The 14980-nt window shown below is 58.0% G+C and carries 13 protein-coding genes; 8 read left to right on the top strand and 5 right to left on the bottom strand.

Translation table 11 applies throughout. The features are described from left to right. Positions 1–149 precede the first annotated feature (149 nt). The 7 genes from xdhA (at position 150) to AC2FLP_RS12420 (ending at position 9534) form a co-directional block, all read left to right on the top strand. Positions 150–1511 (top strand): xanthine dehydrogenase small subunit, encoded by a 1362-nt coding sequence (gene xdhA, locus AC2FLP_RS12450; RefSeq protein WP_496684773.1) that lies wholly within the window; start codon positions 150–152, stop codon positions 1509–1511. Next, the gene (gene xdhB, locus AC2FLP_RS12445) at positions 1508–3910 is read left to right on the top strand and encodes a xanthine dehydrogenase molybdopterin binding subunit (RefSeq protein WP_496684772.1); all 2403 of its coding nucleotides are present in this window, start codon (positions 1508–1510) and stop codon (positions 3908–3910) included. Before xdhA ends, xdhB begins: the two co-directional genes overlap by 4 nt. After that, a complete protein-coding gene (gene xdhC, locus AC2FLP_RS12440) occupies positions 3910–4845 on the top strand; it encodes a xanthine dehydrogenase accessory protein XdhC (protein ID WP_496684771.1) in 936 nt (311 codons plus the stop codon). Before xdhB ends, xdhC begins: the two co-directional genes overlap by 1 nt. Continuing rightward, positions 4842–6359, top strand: a complete 1518-nt coding sequence (locus AC2FLP_RS12435) for an ABC transporter ATP-binding protein (RefSeq protein WP_496684770.1) — start codon at positions 4842–4844, stop codon at positions 6357–6359. The genes xdhC and AC2FLP_RS12435 overlap by 4 nt, the downstream gene beginning before the upstream one ends. A gap of 63 nt (positions 6360–6422) precedes the next feature. Beyond that, positions 6423–7505: an ABC transporter permease gene (locus AC2FLP_RS12430; RefSeq protein WP_117873080.1), complete on the top strand. Its 1083-nt coding sequence runs from the start codon at positions 6423–6425 to the stop codon at positions 7503–7505. Between the two features lie 3 nt (positions 7506–7508). Next, entirely contained in the window at positions 7509–8429 is a 921-nt protein-coding gene (locus AC2FLP_RS12425; protein ID WP_496684769.1) for an ABC transporter permease, read from the top strand. Positions 8430–8460: 31 nt separating this feature from the next. Then, entirely contained in the window at positions 8461–9534 is a 1074-nt protein-coding gene (locus AC2FLP_RS12420; RefSeq protein ID WP_299636490.1) for a BMP family ABC transporter substrate-binding protein, read from the top strand. A 127-nt stretch (positions 9535–9661) separates the two neighbouring features. Here the strand turns inward: AC2FLP_RS12420 and AC2FLP_RS12415 are convergent, their stop codons facing one another. From AC2FLP_RS12415 to AC2FLP_RS12405, 3 genes are read right to left on the bottom strand one after another with little or no spacing between them, the layout of a single operon-like run. After that, on the bottom strand, positions 9662–10459 hold the full coding sequence (locus AC2FLP_RS12415) for a metal ABC transporter permease (RefSeq protein WP_117873077.1): 798 nt from the start codon (positions 10457–10459) through the stop codon (positions 9662–9664). Next, positions 10459–11199, bottom strand: a complete 741-nt coding sequence (locus tag AC2FLP_RS12410) for a metal ABC transporter ATP-binding protein (protein WP_299897817.1) — start codon at positions 11197–11199, stop codon at positions 10459–10461. The genes AC2FLP_RS12415 and AC2FLP_RS12410 overlap by 1 nt, the downstream gene beginning before the upstream one ends. Before the next feature lie 2 nt (positions 11200–11201). Further along, the gene (locus AC2FLP_RS12405; RefSeq protein WP_117873075.1) at positions 11202–11714 is read right to left on the bottom strand and encodes a Fur family transcriptional regulator; all 513 of its coding nucleotides are present in this window, start codon (positions 11712–11714) and stop codon (positions 11202–11204) included. A 57-nt stretch (positions 11715–11771) separates the two neighbouring features. Here AC2FLP_RS12405 and AC2FLP_RS12400 point away from each other — a divergent pair, with 57 nt between their 5' ends. Continuing rightward, positions 11772–12866, top strand: a complete 1095-nt coding sequence (locus tag AC2FLP_RS12400; RefSeq protein WP_117873074.1) for a zinc ABC transporter substrate-binding protein — start codon at positions 11772–11774, stop codon at positions 12864–12866. Positions 12867–13126: 260 nt separating this feature from the next. Here the strand turns inward: AC2FLP_RS12400 and AC2FLP_RS12395 are convergent, their stop codons facing one another. Together AC2FLP_RS12395 and AC2FLP_RS12390 are read right to left on the bottom strand one after the other, a co-directional pair. After that, a complete protein-coding gene (locus tag AC2FLP_RS12395) occupies positions 13127–13888 on the bottom strand; it encodes a Phenylacetic acid catabolic protein (protein WP_117873072.1) in 762 nt (253 codons plus the stop codon). A 13-nt stretch (positions 13889–13901) separates the two neighbouring features. Then, entirely contained in the window at positions 13902–14975 is a 1074-nt protein-coding gene (locus AC2FLP_RS12390; protein WP_299897813.1) for a 2Fe-2S iron-sulfur cluster-binding protein, read from the bottom strand. Positions 14976–14980: the final 5 nt, after the last annotated feature.

Below are 14980 nucleotides of genomic sequence, written 5' to 3'. Positions count from 1 at the left end.
TAATGGTGCATAATAGAGGCGGTTTTTCTTGCCAGACAAGCCGCGCTGTTTCTAACATCTCATGGCAAGCTATTCGCCCGCCACTCTTTCTACGTCGCATCGAAGGAGGGCCGCAGGGGCGCAACTGGGTAAGGCGACGGGTTTCTCGAATGAACATCACGTTTCTTCTGAACGGAGAGACAGTGGAGCTGGCTGATGTTGATCCGACAGCCACCCTGCTGGATTGGCTGCGCGAAGATCGCGGTCTGACCGGCACCAAAGAAGGCTGCAACGAAGGTGATTGCGGGGCTTGCACCGTGATGGTGACGGATGAAGAGGGCGCCAAGGCTCTGAACTCGTGCATTCTGTTTCTGCCGCAATTGCATGGCAAGGCCGTCCGAACAGTTGAAGGCGCAAGTGACCCGAATGGCGAAGTGCACCCAGTCCAGCAGGCAATGGTCGATCTGCACGGCTCGCAATGCGGCTTCTGCACACCCGGATTCGTCATGTCGATGGTGGCCGGGCACACGAATGGCGCAACGGACCATGACACTCAGCTGGCAGGCAACCTTTGCCGCTGCACCGGCTATGCGCCGATCATTCGTGCAGCCGAAATTGCAGAGGAACATCCGGTTCCGGTTTGGGTGATAGACAAACCGTTTGTGCCAACTGCCACTTCTCCGTTTCTACCTGGTTCTTCCGATGAATTGGCGAAGGTCTATGCCGAAAACCCGAATGCCACACTGGTTGCAGGGGCAACGGATGTGGGTCTTTGGGTCACAAAGCAACTGCGCGAACTGGACCCGGTGATCTTCCTCAACCGTTGTGACGATCTGAAAGAGATCACGATCACCGACGATGAAGTCCGCTTTGGTGCCATGGTCGACATGAATCGCATGGGAGAAGCGGTGGCTGACGTGCATCCCTCCTATGCCGAGATGATCCGACGCTATGCCAGCGTTCAGGTCCGCCATGCGGCAACTGTCGGAGGCAACATCGCCAACGGCTCGCCCATCGGGGACAACCCGCCCGCGCTGATCGCATTGAACGCGACACTGCACCTGCGCAAGGGCAACGATCGGCGGTCGATCCCACTGGAAGAGTTCTTCATCGACTACGGCAAACAGGAACGGGTTCCGGGCGAGTTTGTGGAAGCCGTCAGCTTCCCCCGCCAACCAGATCGCCTGAAGGCTTACAAGCTCAGCAAACGGTTCGATCAGGATATCTCGGCCGTTTGCGGGTGTTTCAACATAACCGTTTCGGACGGCAGCGTCACACAAGCGCGCATCGCGTTTGGTGGCATGGCCGGTACTCCGAAACGGGCTACCCATGTCGAGGCCGCGTTGATCGGCAAACCGTGGAATCGCGCGACCATTGACGCCGCGCTGCCATCATTTGCCGACGACTTTTCGCCACTCACGGATATGCGCGCCTCGGCCTTCTATCGTCTGGAAACCGCAAAAGCGATGCTGCAACGGTATTTCCTGGAAGATCAGGGTGAGATCACCAATGTGCTGGAGGTGTCGGCATGAGTGTGACCAGAGCCCTGCCCCACGACGCCGCCCCTTTGCATGTTTCGGGTTCGGCGCGGTACGTGGATGACATCCCGACACCCAAAAGCACGCTGCATCTGGCCTTTGGCCTGAGCTCGATTGCCAGGGGCAAGATCACCGCTATGGATCTGTCGGCTGTCAAAGGCGCCGAGGGTGTCGTGATGGTTATGACGGCAGGGGATCTACCTTTTGCCAACGATGTCTCGCCCTCAATCCACGATGAGCCGCTGCTGTCGGACGGCTCGGTGCACTATATCGGTCAGCCCGTGTTTCTGGTCGTAGCGACCAGTCACCTGGCCGCCCGCAAAGCCGCGCGATTGGGCAAGATCGACTACGCCGAAGACGTGCCGATCCTGACGATCGAAGAGGCGCTGGCCGCCGACAGCCGGTTTGAAGACGGTCCACGCATCTATGCCAAGGGCGATGCGGATGCGGCCATTTCCAATGCACCGCATGTGATCGAAGGTTCGTTTGAATTGGGCGGGCAGGAGCATTTCTATCTGGAAGGTCAGGCCGCACTGGCCGTGCCCAATGAAGGTGCGGATATGCTGGTGCATAGCTCAACCCAGCACCCGACCGAGATTCAGCACAAAGTGGCCGACGCTCTGGGCGTTCCGATGCACGCCGTCCGGGTCGAAACCCGCCGCATGGGCGGAGGATTTGGCGGCAAGGAAAGTCAGGGCAACGCTTTGGCCGTGGCCTGCGCCGTGGCCGCACGCGCAACCGGCAAGGCGTGCAAGATGCGCTATGACCGCGATGATGACATGATCATCACCGGCAAGCGCCACGCCTTTCGCATCTCGTACAGGGCTGGCTTCGATGAGAGTGGACATATACAAGGCGTCTCATTCCTCCACTATGCAATATGCGGCTGGGCACAGGACCTGTCCTTGCCCGTGGCCGACCGCGCGATGCTGCACTCGGACAACGCCTACCTTTTGCCGAACGCTCGGATCGAGAGCCACCGGCTGAAGACCAACACCCAATCTGCCACAGCCTATCGCGGGTTCGGCGGCCCCCAGGGCATGGTCGGCATTGAACGTGTTATGGACCATGCCGCGCATGAACTGGGTTTGGACCCCGTTGAGCTGCGCCGCCGGAATTACTACGCCCCCGCGCACGCAGCGGCCGAACGCGCACCGACAGAAAAAGCACTGGATCATCCCGATCCGCATGAGGACCTGACCAGCCGCGGCGCCGTTGTGATGGGCGATACGCCCGTGCGCCCTTTGCCCGCCGGTGGCAACACTACACCCTATGGGATGGAGGTTAGCGATTTCGAACTTCACGGCATGACCGAAGCGTTGCTGAAATCCAGCGACTATGCCGCGCGCAAGGCGGCTATCGCGAAATGGAACGCCGAGAACAGTGTAATCAAAAAGGGCATCGCCTTTTCCCCGGTCAAGTTTGGTATCTCCTTTACGCTGACTCACCTGAACCAGGCGGGTGCGCTGGTGCATGTCTATCAGGACGGATCAGTCCACCTGAACCACGGTGGTACCGAGATGGGTCAGGGCCTGTTCCAGAAGGTCGCACAAGTCGCCGCGTCGCGCTTTGGCATACCGCTGGCGATGGTGAAAATCACCGCAACCGACACGGCGAAAGTACCGAACACGTCTGCTACGGCGGCATCTTCAGGAAGTGACCTGAATGGTATGGCTGTAAAGGCAGCTTGCGACACAATCCGCGATCGGATGGCCGTCTATCTTGCAGAGCGTCATCAGGCCGATCCATCGACGGTCACGTTCACGGATGGGCATGTCTCCGTCGGAGAAGAACGGTACACTTTCGCCGAAGCCGCCGCACTGGCCTATCAAGGGCGCGTCAGCCTGTCGGCTACAGGCTTTTACAAAACACCCAAGATCGAATGGGACAGGATCGCGGGGCGTGGCCGCCCATTCTTCTACTTTGCCTATGGCGCTTCAGTTACGGAAATTGCCGTGGACACTCTGACTGGTGAGAACCGCATTCTGCGAACGGATATCCTGCATGATGCGGGCGCGTCGCTTAACCCGGCGCTGGACATAGGTCAGGTCGAAGGCGGTTATGTGCAGGGCGCGGGGTGGCTGACGACCGAGGAACTCGTGTGGGACGGCAAAGGAAACCTGCGCACGCACGCGCCCTCGACCTACAAGATCCCGGCCTGCTCGGACCGGCCGGACATCTTCAACGTCACGCTTTGGGATGGCGAAAACCGCGAGGACACGATCTATCGCTCGAAAGCTGTGGGCGAGCCGCCTTTCATGCTTGGTATTTCCGCATGGCTGGCGCTGTCGAACGCAGTTGCCGCCTGCGGAGACAGGTACCCGGCCCTGAACGCTCCGGCCACGGCTGAAGAGGTTTGGCACGGGGTCCAGAGGATGAAGGGAGGCATCTGATGGGATTTGACCTTGAGGCTTTGAGGGAGGCGGTCAAAACCCACGGGAAAGTGGTTCGGGTGGTCATCGCCGGGATCAAAGGGTCGTCCCCGCGCGAGGTGGGTGCTGCAATGCTGGTCTGGAAAGACGGGCAAAGCGGAACCGTCGGCGGTGGTACGCTGGAATACCAGGCCGCAGAGGCCGCACGAACGCAAAAAGTGGCCACGCGGCTGACGCATCACACGCTGGGACCGGACATGGGGCAATGTTGTGGCGGAGCAGTCTCTTTGTTCAGCGAGGTCTATGATCTCAAGACGGTTGAAACGCTGGATGATACGATCATTGCACGATCAGCTTCGGGGGGCGCCATGCCTCTTTCCGTCAAGCGAATGCTGGCGGCGGCACGCAGTCAGGGCATTGCACCCGAACCGCGCCTGATCGACGGCTGGATGATCGAACCGGTGCATAGACCGGCGCGAAACCTGTGGATCTGGGGCGCAGGTCACGTCGGACGGGCGCTGGTGGATGTTCTGTCCCCCCTGCCCGATCTTGCGATCACTTGGGTCGATACCGGCCCCGAGCGCTTTCCCGATGTGATTCCCCAAGGCGTGACCGATCTGCCAGCGACGAAACCGGCCGACCTTGTGCGACATGCACCGGCCAATGCCGAGCACCTTGTGCTGACTTATTCACACAATCTGGATCTGGAACTGTGCAACAGGCTGCTTTTGCACGATTTCCGCTTTGCGGGACTGATTGGCTCGGCTACCAAATGGGCGCGGTTCCGATCGCGGCTGGCGGCCCTTGGGCATCCGCCCGACCGGATAAGCCGGATTACCTGCCCGATTGGTGACCCGTCGCTGGGCAAACACCCGCAGATGATCGCCGTGAGCGTCGCAGCGCAACTGTTGCGCCCGGCCCTGCAGAATGAGTTGAAGAAGGACATGAGCGCGTGACCACTCCATTGCTGAGCCTGCAAGGGTTGACCAAAGCCTATCCCGGTGTCGTGGCAAATGATCAGGTGTCCTTCGACATCGGTGAGGGCGAAGTTCACGCCTTGTTGGGTGAAAACGGCGCCGGGAAATCCACGTTGGTCAAGATGATCTATGGCCTGGTGAAACCGGACAGCGGCACCATGCTGTTGCGGGGTCAGACATTCGCGCCCCCCGAGCCCCGCGCTGCACGGGCCGACGGGATTGCGATGGTATTCCAGCATTTTTCGCTGTTTGACGCTCTGAACGTGGCCGAAAACATCGCCTTGGGGATGGAACACCCGCCCGCCATGGGTGATCTAGCCTCGCGCATCCGCGAAGTGTCCGAAACCTACGGCCTGCCGCTGGATCCGTTCCGCACTGTCGGCGATCTGTCCGCCGGGGAACGCCAGCGTGTTGAAATTATCCGTTGCCTGCTGCAAGACCCGAAACTGCTGATCATGGACGAACCGACCTCGGTATTAACCCCGCAGGAGGTGGAAATCCTGTTCGAGACGCTGAACAAATTGCGGTCCGAGGGCACGTCGATCCTGTATATCTCGCACAAGCTGGAAGAGATTCGGACCCTGTGTGACCACGCCACAATTCTGCGCTTGGGCAAGAATGTGGGCGAATGCGTCCCCTCTGAAACCTCGGCCCGCGACATGGCCGAATTGATGGTGGGAGCGACCCTGCAAACCCCGGAACGTTCGGGGCGAGACTTTGGCAAAGTGGCGCTGGATGTCAGCGGGCTGTCTGTGCCTTCTCCGTCAGAATTTGGAACTGCCTTGCGCAACGTGCATTTGACCGTCCGCAAGGGCGAGGTTCTGGGCATTGGTGGTGTTGCGGGTAACGGGCAGGATGAGTTGCTTGGCGTTCTATCTGGTGAACTCTTGACGACGGCCGATGCGATCAAATTCAACGGCCAGGCAATTGGTAAGCTGGGCCCAACAGCGCGACGCAAGCTTGGCGTGTTGACCGCGCCCGAAGAACGGCTGGGCCATGCAGCTGCCCCGAACATGAGCTTGACCGAAAACGCCCTGTTGACCGGGTCGGTTCGAGAGGGTCTTGAAAGCAACGGCTTTCTGAAATGGGCTGAAACCAAGAGCTTTGCGGAGAAGATCATCGAGATTTTTGACGTCCGGACACCCGGGCCGGAAAACGCGGCGCGGTCCTTGTCCGGAGGAAATTTGCAGAAGTTCGTGATCGGACGCGAAGTATTGCAGAACCCGGATGTGTTGGTTGTCAACCAACCAACCTGGGGCGTGGATGCCGCAGCGGCCGCGTCGATCCGGCAGGCAATCCTCGATCTGGCAGCCAAGGGAACGGCGGTAGTGTGCATCTCTCAGGATCTGGACGAGCTGATGGAAATATCAGACAGCTTTGCTGCGCTGAACGAAGGCCGCCTGAGCGCGCCACGCCCAACAACTGGTCTGACAGTAGACGAGATCGGGCTGATGATGGGTGGCGCTCATGGCATGGAGGTGGCGCATGTCTGATCTGACGGGCCGTCTTCGGCGAGAGCTTTTGCAAGAGAACAGTGAAATCAGGGAAATGAGCTGATGATTGTGTTGGAAAAACGTCCTCAGCCTTCCAAGGTCTGGTCCTATGCAACCCCGTTGGTCGCGGTTTTGGCGACGATGTTTTTCGGCGGTTTGTTGTTTGCCATACTGGGCAAGAACCCGGTTGAGGCCATCGGCACTATCTTCTGGGAACCCTTGTTCGGCGAGTTCTCGTTTTACTATCGCCCACAGCTATTGGTGAAAGGCGCGCCGCTGGTGCTGATCGCCATCGGCCTTTCGTTGGGATTTCGGGCAGGCATCTGGAATATCGGGGCTGAAGGCCAGTACATCATGGGCGCCATTTTCGGCGCAGGCGCCGGTCTGGCATTCTACCCGCTTGAGGCATGGTACATATTCCCGATCATGGTCATCGCCGGTGCCTTCGGTGGCTGGTTGTGGGCAATGATCCCGGCTGTTCTGAAAGTACGCTTCGGCACCAACGAAATCCTGGTGTCGCTGATGCTGGTTTACGTGGCCGAGCAGATGCTGGCCTCGGTTTCGCTGGGGCTGCTGAAGAACCCCGAAGGGTTCGGCTTTCCGGGATCACGCAACCTGCAATCTTATGAAAGTGCTCACAATGCTGAATTGATCACAGGTTCCGGGATGCACTGGGGTGTGGTCGCGGCTTTCATCGCGGTGATTTTTGCCTATGTGCTGCTTAACCGTCACATGCTGGGCTTCCATATTCGTTTGACGGGTGAAGCACCCCGTGCGGCCAAGTTTGCGGGTGTAAACCCCGCCCGCCTGATCCTGTTCTGTCTTGGGATGTCCGGCGCTCTGGCCGGTCTGGCCGGGATGTTCGAAGTATCCGGGCCATCGGGTCAGGTCAGCATTGATTTCAACGTTGGCTATGGTTTCACAGCAATCATCGTGGCCTTTCTGGGCCGCCTGCACCCGGTGGGCATACTTCTTGCCGGGTTTCTGATGGCGCTCACCTATATCGGCGGTGAAATCGCGCAGTCCAAACTGGGCCTTCCTGCTGCGGCCATTCAGGTGTTTCAGGGCATGCTGCTGTTTTTCCTGCTGGCCTTGGATCTTCTGACAAATTTCCGCATCCGTGCGGCCCGAAAAGAGGTGGCGTGACTCATGGATCTTGGCCAAATCAACCCCGTACTTCTGGTCGCCTCACTGATGGTGGCCGCAACGCCTCTGCTGCTTGCCGCAATCGGAGAACTGGTCGTCGAAAAGGCAGGTGTTCTGAACCTCGGCGTCGAAGGCATGATGATCGTGGGCGCAATCAGCGGCTTTGCCATCTCGGTCGAGACGGGCTCGCCCTGGCTGGGCTTTGTCGCTGCTGCCATCGGCGGCGCTGTTCTTTCGCTTCTGTTTGTCTTGCTGACGCAGTTTGCATTGGCCAACCAGGTAGCCAGCGGTTTGGCTCTGACGCTGTTCGGCCTTGGGTTCAGTGCACTAATCGGGCAGAGCTACGTTGGGATCAAACCCCCCAGTATGGGCGACATCCATATTCCGCTGATCAGCGATATCCCGGTTGTCGGCCCGATCTTGTTCCAACATGACCCGGTCCTGTACCTGGGCATCGCGATAACGGCAGCCGTCTGGGCGGTGCTGAAATTTACTCGTGTTGGTCTGATCCTGCGGGCGGTCGGTGAAAACCACGATGCCGCGCATGCGCTTGGCTACAAGGTGATCAAGATCCGCATTCTGGCCATCATGTTCGGCGGTGCCTGCGCCGGTCTTGGCGGCGCCTACGTCAGCCTGATCCGAGTGCCGCAGTGGACCGAGGGCATGACCGCCGGAGTCGGCTGGATTGCATTGGCTCTTGTTGTCTTTGCCAGCTGGAAGCCGTGGCGGGTACTGCTGGGTGCCTATTTGTTCGGCGGCATTACGGTATTGCAGCTTAATTTGCAGGCTGCAGGCGTTGCCATTCCCGTCGAGTATCTGGCAATGTCGCCCTATATCATCACGATCCTTGTGCTTGTGATCCTTTCGGCCGACAAGAGCAGCGCACCTGCTTCACTGGGCCGGATATTCCATGCCTCACACTAGGGGCCAACAGAACCAATTTGGGGAGTAACACATGAAATTCACTACACTTCTGACAAGTGCCGCTATGGCGCTGGGTCTGGCCTCGGGGGCCATGGCCGAAGACAAGACCAAAGTCGGTTTCGTCTATGTCGGCCCTGTCGGAGACGGCGGCTGGACCTATGAACACGACAAGGGCCGTCAGGCCGTTGAAAAAGAGTTCGGGGACAAGGTTGAAACCGTATTCGTCGAATCAGTTCCGGAGGGTCCGGACGCCGAGCGTGTGATGACGCAGATGGCGCTGGAAGGCGCAGATCTGATCTTCACTACCTCGTTTGGTTACATGGACCCTACCATCAACGTGGCCAAGAAGTTTCCGAACGTGAAATTCGAGCACGCGACCGGTTATAAAACCGCCGACAACGTCTCGGTCTACTCGGCTCGTTTCTACGAAGGCCGCGCCGTTCAGGGCCACATCGCTGGCAAAATGACCAAGTCCAACATCATCGGTTATATCGGTTCTTACCCGATTCCCGAAGTGATCCGTGGCATCAACTCGGCCTATATCCACGCCAAGAAGGTGAACCCGGATGTCGAGTTCAAGATTGTCTGGGCCTACACGTGGTTCGACCCGGCGAAAGAAGCTGACGCCGCCACCGTTTTGATCGAACAGGGTGCCGACGTAATCCTGCAGCACACCGACTCGACAGCGCCGCAAGCAGCGGCTCAAGAGGCCGGCAATGTGATCACCTTTGGTCAGGCATCGGACATGAGCGAATACGCACCGCTCCCGCGTGTGTCATCGATCATCGACAACTGGGCCCCCTATTACATCGCGCGGACTAAGGCCGTAATGGACGGGGCCTGGACGTCTTCCAACACCTGGGATGGTATCGGAGCAGGAATGGTTGAAATCGGCGAGATTTCGGACGCGGTTCCCGCAGACGTCAAAGAAGAGGCGCTGGCCCTGAAGGCGGCGCTTGCAGATGGCAGCTATCACGCGTTCACCGGTCCGCTGAAGAAGCAGGACGGCAGCGACTGGCTGGCTGAAGGCGAAACCGCTGACGATGGCACACTGGCTGGCATGAACTTCTATGTTGAAGGGCTGGAAGGCGAGATTCCGCAGTAAGCTGTATCGTCAAAGAATGAATAAGGCCCGCACTCAGTCTGCGGGCCTTTTTTATGTGCACCTGCATCGGACAACACCAGAACCTATCTGGTTAACGCGAATGGCATTCGCTTACCGCCCGGGTCGATCAGGCCCTGCCCTGCGTTCGCCACCCGACCACGCTGAGACAGGCAAACAAAACAGCAGCCACGCAGACGATCGAAGGCCCTGCCGGGGTATCGAAAACATAGGCCGCTCTTAGCCCCGCGATCGCGGAAAACGCGCCTATTCCCGCTGCTATTAATGCCATGGATTCCGGTGACCGGGCCAGATTCCGCGCAGCCGCCGCGGGAATGATCAGCATTGCCGCAATCAGCAATACCCCCACGACCTTGATCGCAACAGCCACGGTTACAGCCAAAGACAGGGTCAGGATCAACTGTTCCCGCCTGGGGTCGAAACCACTGGCATAGGCCAGTTCCTCATTCAATGTGGCCGTCAGTAGTTGAGACCATCGCCAGGCAATCAGCGCCACGACAAGCGCCGCGCCGCCCCAGATCACAAGGAGATCGGAACGGGATACTGCAAGAATATCCCCGAACAGATATGCCATCAAATCTATGCGGACGCCGGACAAAAACGAGACAGCAACAAGACCGAAGGCCAAAGCGGAATGCGCCAACACCCCCAGCAGCGTGTCCATCGCATAGCCACGACCAGCCAACAAGGTGACCGTCAGCGCCATAATCAGTGCAACGGCCAGCGCACCGGTGAAAATCGACATCTGAAATGTCAGAGACAGGGCCACGCCCAGAATTGCGGCATGTGCGGTTGCATCACCGAAATACGCCATGCGGCGCCACACCACGAAACACCCAAGAGGAGCAGCCGCAAACGCAACACCGACACCCGCGAGCGTTGCCCGCATCATAAAATCGTCAAGCATTATTCCGCCGCTTTCTGGGGGTTTGCATCATGGTCATGATGGTGATCATGCTCGTGCCGGTAAAGGGCAAGCGCACCGCCTGTGCCCGTTCCGAACAAGGCCCGGTATTCCGGTGCCGAGGCGACCACAGCTGGCGATCCCTCGCAGCAGACATGCCCGTTGAGACATATCACTCTGTCCGAGGCGCTCATGACCACGTGCAATTCATGACTGATCATGAGAATGGCGCATCCGGTTTCGCGGCGCACAGCTTCGATTTGCTGGTAGAAACTCGCCGAACCGCGCTGGTCCAGTCCCTGTGTCGCCTCGTCCAGCAGCAGGACGTCAGGTTTGTTGATCAGCGCCCGCGCCAGCAACACACGCTGAAACTGACCGCCCGACAATTGCGACATCTGACGCTTCAACAGATCCGGGACGCCCGCCGTTTCCAGCGCCTCGACGCATTGGCGACGTGAAACGCGATCCGTCAGGCGCATGAATCTCTCGACCGAGATTGGCAACGTGGGGTCGACATGCAATTTTTGTGGCACGTATCCGATCTTCAATCCGGGTTTTAGTGATACATGCCCGGCACATGGCTTGGTCGCGCCAATGATAGCCCGTAACAGGCTGGTTTTACCCGATCCGTTTGGCCCGACGATGGTGACGATCTCACCAGGTTCGACTGCCATATCCACATGGCTCAGAACAGTATTGGCGCCGTAGCGCACACTGAGATTCTCGACAGAAACGAGCGACATTTTCAGGCCTTTTCGGTGCAGTCGGGGCAAAGTCCCTCGGCTTCTACAACCGTTCGCTCGATCTCGAAACCCGCTGCGCGCGCAGCATCACCAAGAACACCTTTGGCAGGCGTGGACTGCGCCTCGGCAACCGCATCGCACTTCCTGCAGATCATGAACGCCGGAGAATGCGACGCGCCGGGATGAGAACAGGCAACGAATGCATTCAGGCGCTCGATCTTGTGAACGAACCCGTTTTGAACGAGGAAATCCAGCGCCCGATAGGCGACCGGAGGTTGAGATCCAAATCCTTCATCGCGCAAGCGGTCAAGGATCGAATAAGCACCAAGGGCCCGATGCTCTTGCAGCAACATCTCCAGAACCTTGCGCCGGACCGGCGTCAGACGCAGCCCTTCTTCCTTGCACCGCGCCTCGGCGGATACCAACGCCGTTTTGACGCAAGTCTGGTGGTCATGTTCCTGAAAACCAACCGGGGCTGTTTCACCGGCAGGGACAGGATGCGCATCACTTGTCATGTTATTTCATATCATGTATTGCCACTCGTAACGTTATAAAATCACACAGAGGGTCTGATGTCCAGAAAGCTTCTTCCAGTTTCGATTACGGTTGCATTGATGGGTGGCACGGCCCTTGCAGAGGTTCCAAACGTCGCGGTCGACATCGCGCCAGTCCATTCGCTTGTTGCTCGTGTCATGGAGGGCGTCGGCTCGCCTGCCCTGATCGTGACACCGGGTGCCTCCCCTCATGAATACAACCTGCGCCCGTCCGAGGCGGCGGCATTGCAGGATGCCGATCTGGTGTTCTGGATGGGAGAAGACCTGACACCGTGGATGGAAAGTGCAGTCGAAACCCTTACAGACGGAGCGACCGTCACGTCCTTACTGGACTCCGATGGCACTGTTCTTCTTGATTTCCGTGAAAGCGCTCTGTTCGAAGCCCATGATCATGAGAACGAAGACGAACACGATCATGATGATGAGCATGCCGAAGACGACGGGCATGATCATGACGATCATGCGGACCACAAAGATCATGATGATCACGATGATGAGCATTCGCATGAAGACGAGCATGATCACGACGTCCATGCCAAGGATGATGACCACGATCACGAGGAACACGCCGATCACGATGATCATCACGATCACGCGCACGGCGAGCACGACCCACATGCTTGGCTTTCACCGGCAAATGCTGAAACCTGGCTGAACTTGATCGCTGCGCAGTTGTCGTCAGCCGATCCGGACAATGCAGGCGCATATTTTGCAAATGCCGCAGCTGCGCGCGAAGAAATGGCTGCGCTATCTGCAGAAGTGGCTGAGACGCTTGATCCGGTTCGTGGTGGAAGCTTTATCGTCTTCCATGACGCCTATCAGTACTTCGAAGACGCATTTGACTTCCCTGCCGCAGGTGCGATTTCGATCGCCGACGCCTCGGACCCGAGCCCGGCTCGCATTGCTGAGATTCAAAGCCGTATCCGCGAAGAAGGTATCAGCTGCGTTCTCGCCGAGCCACAGTTCAACCCCGGCATCGTCAAAACCGTACTGAATGGGACCGAGGCCAAAACAGGCGTAATCGATCCGTTGGGCTCTGATCTTGAACCCGGAGCCGATCTATACCCGCAAGTTATTCTCAACATGGCAAAAACTCTGGCCGAGTGTCTCTAGTCCGGTTGCAAACCCGGTTCTGGTCGCGAAAACGGCCGGGTTCAGCCTTCCACGAGACAGGGCGGTTTAACTCGCAAACCGAAAAAATCGCCACATACTTCGTCTCAAAGGCAATGTCAGGGAAACCTGGCACTGCCACCTCTCTGACAAGGCGTTTTGAAACCAGCCAACCGATCCTTCAGGAACACGTCACAATCGCCAACGCGCTTGTCAAATCACGTCAGAAACGGATTGCTCTCACTCCTTAAGAAATACTCTGGCTAGGAAGGTGGTTTCAAACCCAACCTTTTCAATGCTGCACCCGCTGCCTGTGTCCAACGTTCCCGTAGCGCAGTGTTGGCTCTGTGGCGCAAGCCCAGTGACTTCAGGTGCTCAAATCGTTTCGGATCATCTCTCCCGAAAGACACAGCTACGCGGGGCCACCAATAGTCCACCGCGCGTTGCATGTCTTGTGACTCTCCGTTTTCAACCAGCTTCACAGCGCCTTCCAACGCCAGTTCGCCGTGATGTGCCTCGATCGGTGCGATCTGTCGAAAAGCCTCGGCCAGAGGCTGGTAAGAGACGGTCGAAAACTCCGCCAGTTGCTCTGCTACGGCGCGGCTCATCAGCAGGTTCATGACGACGGCATCAGTCCAACCCGAAATCGGATAATTGAATACTGCAAGACGCATGTCATGTTCGCTGCGGACCGCACCAACATCCGCATCACGGTCCAACCGGGCAGTCCACGGGTGGTGCGTGGCATACCGATCCGTATCGGCACCGAACTCACCCATGATTTTCAGGACCCGGTCCGCGTGGTCCGTCTTTTCCAACACGATTTTCGCCGCCGCGATGCGTTCCTTTATGCCAGGGCCTTGGTTGATGACATCAGCAAACCCTGCGGCACCAGCGAGTTCACTGTCCACAAACGTAGCCATCAGTTTCATCAGCTCGGCGCGGTAACGCGGCGGTACATTGGTCGGATTGGTCAGCACTCCGCCTGCGGCCAGGTAGCTGTCGAGTGTCATGGCGTCGGTCATTGATCCTCTCCCTTTACTGGTCGTAGTCCACGACCACGCGGTCGGTCACCGGGTAAGCCTGACAACTCAGCACATAACCTTTTTCGACCTCGTAATCTTCCAACGCGTGATTGGCGAGCATCTCGACCTCGCCTTCTACGACACGGCAGCGGCACGTTGAACAAACCCCGGCCTTGCAGGCGTACGGCGCGTCCATGGCATTTTCCAAGGCTGCATCCAGAATGGACTGATCTTTCGGCAAGGTCACGGTCTGCGTAGCGCCATCCAATGTGATCAAAGCGCTGGTCTGGTTTGCCTGCGTGCCTGCCTCTGCCGCGCTTGTCTTGCGCTTAACCCGACCCGGCTGGGCGCTGGCAAAGAGTTCGAACTTGATCTGGCTTTCCTCAAGCCCGTGTTCCCGCAGCGCGGCAGCAATACCCAGCATCATCGGCTCTGGTCCGCAGATAAACGCCGTGTCTGCAGTCTTGATATCGATCCAGTGCTTGAACAGCTCGTGGCATTTTTCCTGCGTTACCAGACCGGTAAACAGGTCAATCTCCTGCGCGTCGGTTTCGAGAATGTGGATAACGTTCAGCCGGCCCATATAGAGGTTTTTCAGATCCTCTAATTCCTCACGGAACATGATCGTGTTGATGCCCTTGTTGGCATAGATCAGCGTAAAACGGGATTTGGGTTCACCGGCCAATGTGGTCTTGAGGATCGACAGAACAGGCGTGATTCCCGATCCGCCAGCGAAGCCAAGGTATTGTTTTTCCGCATCCGCATCGATGGGTACGCGAAAATTGCCCATTGGTGGCATCGCCTGCACAACGTCACCTACATTGAGCTCTTCATTTGCCCAGCTTGAGAAGGCTCCGCCCTCGATGCGTTTGATGCCAACCTGAAGAACACCGTCATCCTTGCCAGCACAGATGGAATAGGAGCGGCGCAACTCTTCGCCGTCAAATTCGCGCCGGAAAGTCAGGTACTGGCCGGCGGCGAAGTCGAACTGTTCCGCTGCGCCATTTACGGGTTCAAGCGTAACAACAACCGCATCGCGGATGGTTTTGTGGATGTCGGTGACTTTCAGGTCGTGAAAACGTGCCATCCGGT

The organism is Ruegeria sp. CDSA141, from assembly GCF_059612005.1.
This window is presented reverse-complemented; position numbering and strand designations above follow the sequence as displayed.

Coding starts and splice junctions, on each gene's coding strand:
- AC2FLP_RS12405 (WP_117873075.1), bottom strand. CDS start 11,714: ATGACAAGTGATGCGCATCCTGTCCCTGCCGGTGAAACAGCCCCGGTT.
- AC2FLP_RS12410 (WP_299897817.1), bottom strand. CDS start 11,199: ATGTCGCTCGTTTCTGTCGAGAATCTCAGTGTGCGCTACGGCGCCAAT.
- xdhC (WP_496684771.1), top strand. CDS start 3,910: ATGGGATTTGACCTTGAGGCTTTGAGGGAGGCGGTCAAAACCCACGGG.
- AC2FLP_RS12400 (WP_117873074.1), top strand. CDS start 11,772: ATGTCCAGAAAGCTTCTTCCAGTTTCGATTACGGTTGCATTGATGGGT.
- AC2FLP_RS12420 (WP_299636490.1), top strand. CDS start 8,461: ATGAAATTCACTACACTTCTGACAAGTGCCGCTATGGCGCTGGGTCTG.
- xdhA (WP_496684773.1), top strand. CDS start 150: ATGAACATCACGTTTCTTCTGAACGGAGAGACAGTGGAGCTGGCTGAT.
- AC2FLP_RS12415 (WP_117873077.1), bottom strand. CDS start 10,459: ATGCTTGACGATTTTATGATGCGGGCAACGCTCGCGGGTGTCGGTGTT.
- AC2FLP_RS12390 (WP_299897813.1), bottom strand. CDS start 14,975: ATGGCACGTTTTCACGACCTGAAAGTCACCGACATCCACAAAACCATC.
- AC2FLP_RS12425 (WP_496684769.1), top strand. CDS start 7,509: ATGGATCTTGGCCAAATCAACCCCGTACTTCTGGTCGCCTCACTGATG.
- AC2FLP_RS12430 (WP_117873080.1), top strand. CDS start 6,423: ATGATTGTGTTGGAAAAACGTCCTCAGCCTTCCAAGGTCTGGTCCTAT.
- AC2FLP_RS12395 (WP_117873072.1), bottom strand. CDS start 13,888: ATGACCGACGCCATGACACTCGACAGCTACCTGGCCGCAGGCGGAGTG.
- xdhB (WP_496684772.1), top strand. CDS start 1,508: ATGAGTGTGACCAGAGCCCTGCCCCACGACGCCGCCCCTTTGCATGTT.